Origin of the sequence: Methylobacterium sp. UNC300MFChir4.1, from assembly GCF_900110155.1 — a bacterium.
Classification (GTDB): domain Bacteria; phylum Pseudomonadota; class Alphaproteobacteria; order Rhizobiales; family Beijerinckiaceae; genus Methylobacterium.
Window position 1 is genome coordinate 284,990 of record NZ_FOCS01000005.1, and the last position, 8,760, is coordinate 293,749.

The 8,760-nt window shown below is 70.1% G+C and carries 7 protein-coding genes and 3 pseudogenes; 6 read left to right on the plus strand and 4 right to left on the minus strand.

All coding sequences use genetic code 11. The annotated features are described in order from the left end of the window. Positions 1-14: 14 nt before the first annotated feature. Positions 15-1,091 (minus strand): hypothetical protein, encoded by a 1,077-nt coding sequence (locus BMY19_RS10300; protein WP_100251611.1) that lies wholly within the window; start codon positions 1,089-1,091, stop codon positions 15-17. Between the two features lie 30 nt (positions 1,092-1,121). On the opposite strand from BMY19_RS10300, the gene BMY19_RS10305 reads away from it, so the two are divergent. From BMY19_RS10305 to BMY19_RS31290, 5 genes and pseudogenes are all read left to right on the plus strand, one after another. Next, positions 1,122-2,315, plus strand: a complete 1,194-nt coding sequence (locus BMY19_RS10305) for a phage portal protein (protein WP_100251612.1) — start codon at positions 1,122-1,124, stop codon at positions 2,313-2,315. 15 nt (positions 2,316-2,330) lie between these two features. Continuing rightward, positions 2,331-2,888, plus strand: a pseudogene (locus BMY19_RS10310) (HK97 family phage prohead protease); the annotation flags it as partial. Between the two features lie 24 nt (positions 2,889-2,912). Further along, positions 2,913-3,809: pseudogene (locus BMY19_RS10315) on the plus strand (phage major capsid protein); the annotation flags it as partial. Between the two features lie 268 nt (positions 3,810-4,077). Continuing rightward, on the plus strand, positions 4,078-4,770 hold the full coding sequence (locus BMY19_RS31285; RefSeq protein WP_244534878.1) for a transposase: 693 nt from the start codon (positions 4,078-4,080) through the stop codon (positions 4,768-4,770). A 308-nt stretch (positions 4,771-5,078) separates the two neighbouring features. Then, the gene (locus BMY19_RS31290; protein WP_244534879.1) at positions 5,079-5,432 is read left to right on the plus strand and encodes a hypothetical protein; all 354 of its coding nucleotides are present in this window, start codon (positions 5,079-5,081) and stop codon (positions 5,430-5,432) included. A gap of 130 nt (positions 5,433-5,562) precedes the next feature. Here the strand turns inward: BMY19_RS31290 and BMY19_RS10325 are convergent, their stop codons facing one another. The 3 genes and pseudogenes from BMY19_RS10325 to BMY19_RS10335 all read right to left on the minus strand — a co-directional run. Then, entirely contained in the window at positions 5,563-6,882 is a 1,320-nt protein-coding gene (locus BMY19_RS10325; protein WP_244534880.1) for an MFS transporter, read from the minus strand. Between the two features lie 135 nt (positions 6,883-7,017). Next, the gene (locus tag BMY19_RS10330) at positions 7,018-7,950 is read right to left on the minus strand and encodes a CobW family GTP-binding protein (protein ID WP_100251614.1); all 933 of its coding nucleotides are present in this window, start codon (positions 7,948-7,950) and stop codon (positions 7,018-7,020) included. Then, positions 7,947-8,474: pseudogene (locus tag BMY19_RS10335) on the minus strand (amidohydrolase family protein); the annotation flags it as partial. The pseudogene BMY19_RS10335 and the gene BMY19_RS10330, both read right to left, overlap by 4 nt. A 50-nt stretch (positions 8,475-8,524) precedes the next feature. On the opposite strand from BMY19_RS10335, the gene BMY19_RS10340 reads away from it, so the two are divergent. After that, positions 8,525-8,760, plus strand: a 236-nt coding sequence (locus BMY19_RS10340) for an IS5 family transposase (protein ID WP_107351042.1), incomplete at its 3' end; no start/stop codon positions are given.

Genomic DNA, 8,760 nt, shown 5'->3' on the forward strand with positions numbered 1-8,760 from the left:
CGGCCCCGGGCCGGTCACGGCGGCGCGGTCAGGCTCCGCAGGGCGGCCCGGACGTCGGCGAGGGTGCCGACCAGGGCGTAGCAGGCGAAATCGTGCGCGCCGGCGGCGGCGTTCGCCAGCCGGAAGCGGCAGCTCAGGCGGTTCGCCCCGGCCTCGGGCGCAACCGCGAAGCCGGGCCGCGGCGCGTCGGGCTCCTGCTCCGGCGGACCCGGGGCCCAGACCGCGACGGCGTGCGAGCCCTCCGGCGTCGCCAGGATCACCGGGTCCGGCCGCTCCCCCGCTCCGGGGCCGAGGGGCGCGAGCCCGCCGGTCGACGGGTCGAAGCGCCAGGCCGCGGAGAACTCCGCCGGCACCGCGGCGGCGAGGGGTTCGAGACGCAGCGCCGCCGCGGGCTCGGTCAGGACGAAGCTCGCCTGCACCTCCACGGCGTTGCCGAGGCCCGGCAGGCCGAGGGCGACCCGCTTGCGCAGGAGCGGGGCCGGGGGCGGGGCCGGGATCGCGGGGCTCGCGGAGGCGGTCGGGCAGTCCGCAGGCGGCTCGTCGGCCGGGTCGGCGGGGCCGTCCCAGGCCATGCGGGTCTCGGTCTCGGCCCAGCTCCGGCCGGCGCGCAGGGCGCGGAGCCGGCGGGCCGCGGGCGCGCCGGACCCGTCCTGCGGGGTGCCGGCCTCGCTCGCCCGGCGGCAGGCGGCGCCGGAGCCGATCTCCGCCCGCGCCTGCAGGGCGTCGCCGGGCTCGGTGTCGGCGAGGAAGGTGACGCCGTCCCAGGTCAGCGTGTCCACCGCCCCGGCGACCCGCCGGGACAGGCGCAGGCTGATCTCGGACCGGCCGAAGGGGCGCGCCAGGATCAGGGTCCCGTCGGGCTCCGGCCACAGGGGCGCGGGTGCGGGCGCATCCGCGGCCCGGGCCGGCGCGGCCGGGGGCGCGGCCAGGGGCCCGGCCAGAGGCCCGGACAGAGGCCCGACGACGAGCGCTGGGACCAGAGCCGCGACCCGCGCCGCGACGCGGGTCCCCGCCCGGACCCGTCCCCGGACCCGTCCCCGGAATCGCGCCTGGGGCCGCGCCTGGGGCCGTGTGGGGATCCGGGGCTGCATCGCGTGACCATAGCTCAGGAACGGACCGGCATGTCGACCCTCCTCGAACGCCTGGCGCGGGTCGCGCGCCGCGCCGCCGGCGGCCCGGCCCTCGCCACCAAGGCCGCCGCGGCCCCGGCCTTCGCCCTCTACGCCGAGGGACGGGCCAGCTGGACGCCCCGCGATCCGGCAGCGCTCGCCCGGGCCGGCTACCAGGCCAACCCGGTCGTCCACCGGGCGGTGCGGCTCGTCGCCGAGAGCGCCGCCGGCCTGCCGCTGATCGCCACCGGCCCCGGCGCCGAGCGCGCGGGCGACCTGCTCGCCCTGCTGGCGCGGCCGAACCCCCGGGAGAGCGGGCCGCACCTCCTGGAGACGCTCTACGCCGACCTCCTCCTCACCGGCACGGCCTACCTGGAGGCGGTGTGCCTCGACGGGCGGGTCGCCGCGCTCCAGGTCCTGCGTCCCGGACGGATGCGGGTGCTGCCGGGCCCGGACGGCTGGCCGGCGGCCTATCTCTACACGGCGGGCGGGCGCAGCCGCCGGTTCGACCTGCCCGAGCCGGGGATCGCCGTGGCGCCGATCCTGGCGCTGACGCTGTTCCACCCGGAGGACGAGACCGGCGGGCTCGCCCCGATCGCGGCGGCGGCCGCCGCCCTCGACATCCACAACGCCGCCAGCGCCTGGAACAAGGCGCTGCTCGACAACGCCGCCCGGCCGTCCGGCGCCCTGGTCTTCGCCGGGGCGACGCTGTCCGAGCCGCAATTCGACCGGCTGAAGGCGGAGCTGGAGGCGAATTACCAGGGTGCCGCCAATGCCGGCCGGCCGCTGCTGCTGGAGGGCGGCCTCGACTGGAAGCCGCTCGCGCTCTCGCCGCGCGACATGGACTTCGTGGCGGCCAAGGACGCGGCCGCCCGGGAGATCGCCCTGGCCTTCGGCGTGCCGCCGCTGCTGCTCGGCCTCCCCGGCGACAACACCCACGCCAACTACGCCGAGGCCAACCGCGCCCTCTACCGCCAGACCCTGATCCCCCTCGCGGCCCGCACCGCCCGGGCGCTGGCCGGCTGGCTGGAACCCGCCTTCGGGGCGATCGACCTGGAGCCCGACCTCGACCGGATCGAGGCGCTGGCCGGCGAGCGGGAATCCCTGTGGCGCCGGGTCCAGGCCGCGGACTTCCTGTCGGTGGCGGAGAAGCGGGAGGCCGTGGGCTACCCGCCCGCGATGCCGGGGGCGCCGGGCACACCCTGAGGCGCGGGGCGCGCCCTCACTGTCCCATCCGAGGATCCCCCCATGGACGGCCACTTCTCCGGCTATGCCAGCCTGTTCGGCGTGCCCGATCTCGGCCGCGACGTGGTGGTGCCGGGCGCCTTCGCGGCGAGCCTCGCCCGCCGCGGGGCCGCGGGCGTGCGACTCCTGTTCCAGCACGACCCCGCCGAGCCGATCGGCCGCTGGCTCGCCCTGCGCGAGGATGGCCGCGGCCTGTTCGCGGAGGGCGCGCTCAACCTCGCGGTGCAGCGCGCCCGCGAGGTCGACGCCCTGATGCGCGGCGGCGGCCTCGACGGGCTCTCGATCGGCTTCCGCACGCTGCGCGCCCGGAAGGGCGCCGGCGGCGAGCGCCGGCTCCAGCAGGTCGATCTCTGGGAGATCTCGCTCGTGACCTTCCCGCTGCAGCCGGGGGCCAGGGCGAGCCCCGCGTCGATCCCGGCTCCGGACCCGGAGGCCGACGCGATCCGCGGCCTCGCCGGCCTGATCGCGCCGCCGGGCGCCCTCGGACCCGCCGCGAGACCTGCCGCTCGGCCGCTGCCGGCCGCGCGGTCCTGACTTCCACCCCCGACGAGGCCCATCATGGACGCCCAGACCCCGATCGCCGATCCCGCCCCGCTGGGCGGCCTGCCGCCGCTGGAGAACAAGGCCGCCCATTCCGACGGCGGCCCGGTCCGCTCCGCCCTGGACGAGCTCGCCGCCGCCTTCGCGGCCTTCAAGGAGACGAACGACGCGCGGATCGACCGGATCGAGGGCCGCCTCGGCGTCGACGTGCTCACCGAGGAGAAGCTCGCCCGGATCGACGCGGCCCTCGACGCCGCCCGCACCCGGCTCGACCGCATCGCCCTGGAGCGGGCCCGGCCGCCCCTCGGGCAGCCGGACGTCCGGGAGACGGGGGCCGCGCACGAGCACAAGGCCGCCTTCGACCTCTACGTCCGGGCGGGCGAGAGCGCCGGGCTCAAGCGCCTGGAGGCCAAGGCGCTCTCGGCCGGCTCCGGGCCCGACGGCGGCTACCTCGTCCCCGACACGATCGAGCGGACCGTGCTCGCGCGCCTCGGGCAGGTCTCGCCGATCCGGTCGATCGCCAGCGTGCAGCCGATCTCGGGCGCCCAGTACAAGCGCGCCGTCTCGGTGGGCGCGCCGGTCACCGGCTGGGCCGCCGAGACCGCGCCGCGCCCCGAGACCGCCGCGCCGGCCCTGTCGGAGATCGCGTTCCCCGCGATGGAGCTCTACGCGATGCCGGCCGCCACCCAGACGCTCCTCGACGATTCCGTGGTCGATCTCGACGCGTGGCTCTCGGCCGAGGTGGAGACGGCCTTCGCCGAGCAGGAGGGCGTCGCCTTCGTGTCCGGCAACGGCGCGAGCCGCCCGCGGGGCTTCCTGAGCTACGACACGGTCGCCAACGCCGCCTGGGTGCCGGGCAAGATCGGCACGGTCGCCACCGGGACGGCCGGGGCCTTCCCGTCTGTGGATGTAACGTGAGTTTGGGTATTTTGCCGGACTGATTGGGTATTTCGGCAACGAAAGTTTGGGTGAGCGGTATGGCGAGGCACTACGGCCCAATCATCTCGGCTGGCTGTGTGTGAACCGCATCAAGCTCTCGACAGGGCTGCAGCTTACAGGGCGATCGTTTGGATGCTTGAGCGCCTAAGCTCGACTTTGGCCATTTGCGGCGCGTCGAGTGTGCGGAGGTGACGAAGGGGGCGTGAGGGATAGGCTGGTGGCGTCCCCGCCAAGAGACACCGCCATGCTCCCCCTGCCCACCCGCTTCGCCGCGATCATCCTGGCGTTCGCACCGCTGTTCGTCCACCGCTCGTGGCGACACGCCCAGAACCTGCTGGTCGGCGCGATCCTCACGCCGGGGCAGCGCACCGTGACAAGCATCCTGCGCATCATCGGCCGCGCGCAGGAGCGGCGGTTCGTGAACGTCCACCGCATCCTCAACCGGGCGGCGTGGTGCCCGCGCTCCGGCAGCCGTATCCTGCTCGGGCTCCTCGTCGATGCGTTCGCGCAACGCGGTCCCGTGGTCCTGGGACTGGACGATACGATCGAGCGCCGCCGCGGCAAGCGGATCGCCGCCAAGGGTATCTACCGTGATCCGGTTCGCTCCTCCGACAGCCACTTCGTCAAGGGGAGCGGGCTGCGCTGGATGAGCCTAATGTTGCTCGCCCCGATCCCCTGGGCGGGGCGCGTCTGGGCGTTGCCATTTCTGACCGCGCTGGTGCCGTCAGAGCGCGCCTGTCGTGAACGGGGCCGTCGGCACAAGCCGTTGCTCAACGTCGGTGGCCAACTCGCCCTCCAGGCCCGACGGCTGGCTGCCGGGGCGCGACCTCGTCCTGGTGGGCGACAGCGGCTTCTCGGCCTTGCTGTTCCTCGACGCGATGCGCCGCGCTCGCATCACGGCGATCACCCGCTTGCGGCTCGACGCAGCACTCTATGATCCCGCGCCGCCGCGCCCGCCCGGCACGATCGGGCGCCCGCGGACCAAAGGCGCGCGGCTGCCGACGCTCACCCCGAGCCTCGCGGCCAAGGACACGCGCTGGCACGCGGTCGTGGTGCCCGGCTGGTACGGGGCAGGCGAGCGCACGATCGAGATCGCCTCGGACACCGCGGTGTGGCGGCACGGTGGCTTGCCCGTCGTACCGATCCGTTGGGTGCTCATCCGCGATCCCGAGGCGCGCTTTCCCACCCCAGGCCCTGCTCTGCACGGATCCGACGCGCGAGCCCACGCAGATCGTAGGGTGGTTCGTGCGGCGCTGGACCATCGAGGTCACCTTCCAGGAAGCGCGTGCCCATCTCGGGATCGAGACGCAGCGGCAGTGGTCCGACACGGCGATCGCCCGCACCACGCCTTGCCTGCTCGCCCTGTTCTCGATCGTCACACTGCTGGCCGCACGCCTCTCGGCTCGCCAACGGCGACGCGTCGCGGCAGCTGCGTGGTACCCGAAACCGCGCCCGACCTTCGCCTACGCTCTGGCCGCCGCGCGCTGCGCGATGTGGTGCGAGCGGACTTTGGCAACATCACCGCGCCGACGCGCTCGAACAAAACCCCGCTTCCGTTTGCCAGCGCCCTGGGCCTATGCGCTCTGCCACGCCGCATGAATGGCCAAAGTCGAGCTTAGGGAGGTATCGGCTTGCGTGTGTAAATCGCACCGCACGGCGTCTCGATTACGACGTAAGGGTCGCTCGCATCTCCTCCGGACTGACATTCAAAGACCTGTCGTCTCTAGACTTAGGCCTCGCCGTCCGCCGTGGAGGTTTTTGGGTTAAGACTGAGGATGGTAAGGGCCGAGAGGATCAGGCCGCCGGCGACGACGAAGAGGGCTGGTGCACTGCTGCCATAGCTATCTCTCACCCAGCCAATAAGGTAGGGGGCGAGGAAACCACCGATGTTGATCGTCGAGTTGATCGCACCGATCGCGGCGGCTGCGGTCGCACCGCCGAGGAAAGCGGTGGGCACCATCCACATGATCGGCGAATAGCTCAAGATTCCCGCGGCGGCGACGCAGAGAGCGCAGATCACCAGTGGCATCTGCTGGCCGGCAAAGACGCTCGCCACGAGGCCCGCTGCGCCGAGCGTGAGCACGAAAGCGAGGTGCCAGCGGTGCTCTTGGCGCAAATCGGAGCTTCGCCCGACCAAGATCATCGCGACGACGGCCGCAACGTAGGGGATCGCGCTGAGCAGCCCTACTTCGGTCGAACTCGACGCCCCCGCATCCTTGATGATCGTCGGCATATAGAAGCCGAGCGTGTAGATCCCCGCCATAGCGGGCAAGCCCGCGATGATGATCTTCCAGATCCGAACATCGGTGATCAGTGCCCGCAGAGGGACATGCTCGCGTGCCACGTTGTCCGCTGCCAGATCTCTCTTGACGGTGTTGCGCTCGTCCTGCGTCAGCCACGTCGCATCGTCGACCCGATCGTCAAGTATCAGGATGACGAAGATGGCGAGAGGGAGTGTCGGAAGCGACTCTAGCACGAACATCCACTGCCAGCCGGCATAGCCCCATACCTTGTCGAACGAGACCATGATCCAGCCTGACAACGGTGATCCGATCAAACCTGCCACAGGGACACCGGACTGAAAGATCGCCGTAACCTTTCCCCGGCGGCTGTTGGGGAACCAGTAGGTCAGATAGAGTATGACGCCGGGATAGAAGCCTGCCTCGGCGATGCCCAACAGAAAGCGGAGGCTGTAGAACTGCCAGGGTTGGGTGACGAAGACCATCATTGCTGAGATCACGCCCCACGAGACCATAATCCGGGCAATCCAGAGGCGTGCGCCCACCCGATGCATAATCAGGTTGCTGGGGACCTCAAAGATGAGATAGCCGATAAAAAACAAGCCTGCGCCAAGGCCATATGCTGTTTCACTGAAATGCAAATCAGAAAGCATATTGAGCTTTGCTATGCCTATGTTGACGCGATCGAGATAAGCTACGACATAACAAATCATAATCAATGGAACGAACCGTAGCATTATCTTTCGATACAGAGCTGAACTCGTATCGATTGACATGACAACGGGGGAGGTTGCTGCTTTGACGTTCATCGTCGGATATCCAAAATTTGGCAGCTTCCGGCGCGTGGTGGCCGGCATGCCGTGCTTGGGGACAATGTTGACGTTAAATGCACGTATTGGATTGTTCTGAAGAACCGGACTCTGCCTGACGGGAATTATTGTTCGTCAGGAGCAAGTTGTGGAATTCAGGAAAGCTGTCACTTCTTCCGAATTAAGACTCCCCAATTCGGCGATAATGACGAGGCTAGCCGCTACGCCCGGCGGCATCGGCGTTTCCGTTGGCGCAACTGTGGCCCGGGTTCCTACGAGCTGGAAGATCATCGGCTCGTCCGGTCGAGTATCGAAAGTGACGAAGCCTTTGGCCCGCAACAGCCGCGGCGCCAGGCGCGCAATCACGGCTTGGAAGCGACCGAGCGACAGCGATCGCGCCGAGGTCCAGCTCAGGCTCTCGAAACGCTCGCTCGCGACAGAGGTTTGGCGCTGGCTGGCCGAGGCTGGAGTGTGTCCGCCGCCGGCGAAGAGGAGATCGGAGCTGATGGCGCCGTCCACGACGTCGAAGGTAACGTTCCGCCCCTTGCGCCGTGCGAGTTCCGCTCGCACAGTGGCCAGGTGATCGCGGTCCACGACGTCGATCTTGGTGACGAGGCAGAGATCGGCCGCGTCGAGCTGCGAGCGCCACAACGGATCCTCGAAGAGGCTTGGCCGATCGGCGAGGTGGCGCGCGTCGATCACGGTAGCGACCGTGTCGAGCGGCATTTGCCCATGAATGACGGGGTCGAGCAGCGACCGGACGATCTCGGCCGGATCGGACGCGCCGCTGGTCTCGATGACTACGGCCTCCGGCGCGGGGCACCGGCGCATTAGTGACGATAATGTCCGCAGGAGATCGCCCTGTAGGCTGCAGCAGATGCAGCCGTTCTTAAGACTGAGGACGCCGTCGCCTTCACCGTTGAGCAGCGCCGCATCCACATCGATTGTGCCGAAGTCGTTGACGATTGCGGCGATGCGTCGGCCGCCGGGTTCCCGCAGGAGCCCATTCACCAGGGTCGTTTTACCGGCACCGAGGAAGCCGGCGATGAGGACGATCGGGATCGTCACGGAAGGACCGCCCGCCGGATGGCCTGACCCGGCCGGATGTCGAGGGTGAGCGCGCTATCGCGAATGACGAACGCGCCGCCTACCATCAGGTGCCGCACGCCCTCGGACGGACGGTTCGGGTGGCGGAAGTCGGCTTTGTCCGTCAGGGACTGCCAATCAAGACAGACGATGTCGGCATCGCAGCCCACTTGGATTCGGCCCTTACGGCGCATTGCAGGTGTGCTCGATTCAAGGATTTGCGCCGGGACGAGCGTGCACTTGGCCAAACCTTCGAGTAACGGGATGGTCGCGCGCTCCCGCACCCACTCGCGCAGGAAGCGTGTGAAGGTCCCGCTGGAGCGGGGATGGGATACTGCCTCGGCCGGTAACGGCCATGCATCGCCGAGATAGGTCGCGCCGTCGGGCATGAGCCACGGCACGGCATCGGAGGCAATCGCGCCGCCGGGAAACAGCACCGAGACGTCGAGGAGGGCCCGGTGGCGGTCGTTCCCGGCCACATCGAGGAAGTGCCACAGGACTAGGGCGTCTCTGCAAAGGGGTTCACAGGCTGGGTGGTCAGGCCCATGTGGGCTTGATGCGACGCTTTGAACTGACCGACGCGCAGTGGGAGCAGATCGCCCCGCTGCTGCCTCCGCAGAAGCCGCGCACGGGCCGGCCTGCGGAGGATCACCGGCAAGTCCTCAACGGCATGCTCTGGATCCTGCGCACGGGCGCACCCTGGGAGGATCTACCGGCGCGCTACGGTGCTGTGGGAACGGTGTCGAGCCGGTTCTACCGGTGGCGCAAGGCCGGCGTGTTCGACCGGGTGCT

What these genes read in the sequence shown, in the direction of transcription:
- BMY19_RS10300 (WP_100251611.1), bottom strand. Translation starts at nt 1,091, where the DNA reads ATGCAGCCCCGGATCCCCACACGGCCCCAGGCGCGGCCCCAGGCGCGA.
- BMY19_RS10305 (WP_100251612.1), top strand. Translation starts at nt 1,122, where the DNA reads ATGTCGACCCTCCTCGAACGCCTGGCGCGGGTCGCGCGCCGCGCCGCC.
- BMY19_RS31285 (WP_244534878.1), top strand. Translation starts at nt 4,078, where the DNA reads ATGCTCCCCCTGCCCACCCGCTTCGCCGCGATCATCCTGGCGTTCGCA.
- BMY19_RS10325 (WP_244534880.1), bottom strand. Translation starts at nt 6,882, where the DNA reads ATGAACGTCAAAGCAGCAACCTCCCCCGTTGTCATGTCAATCGATACG.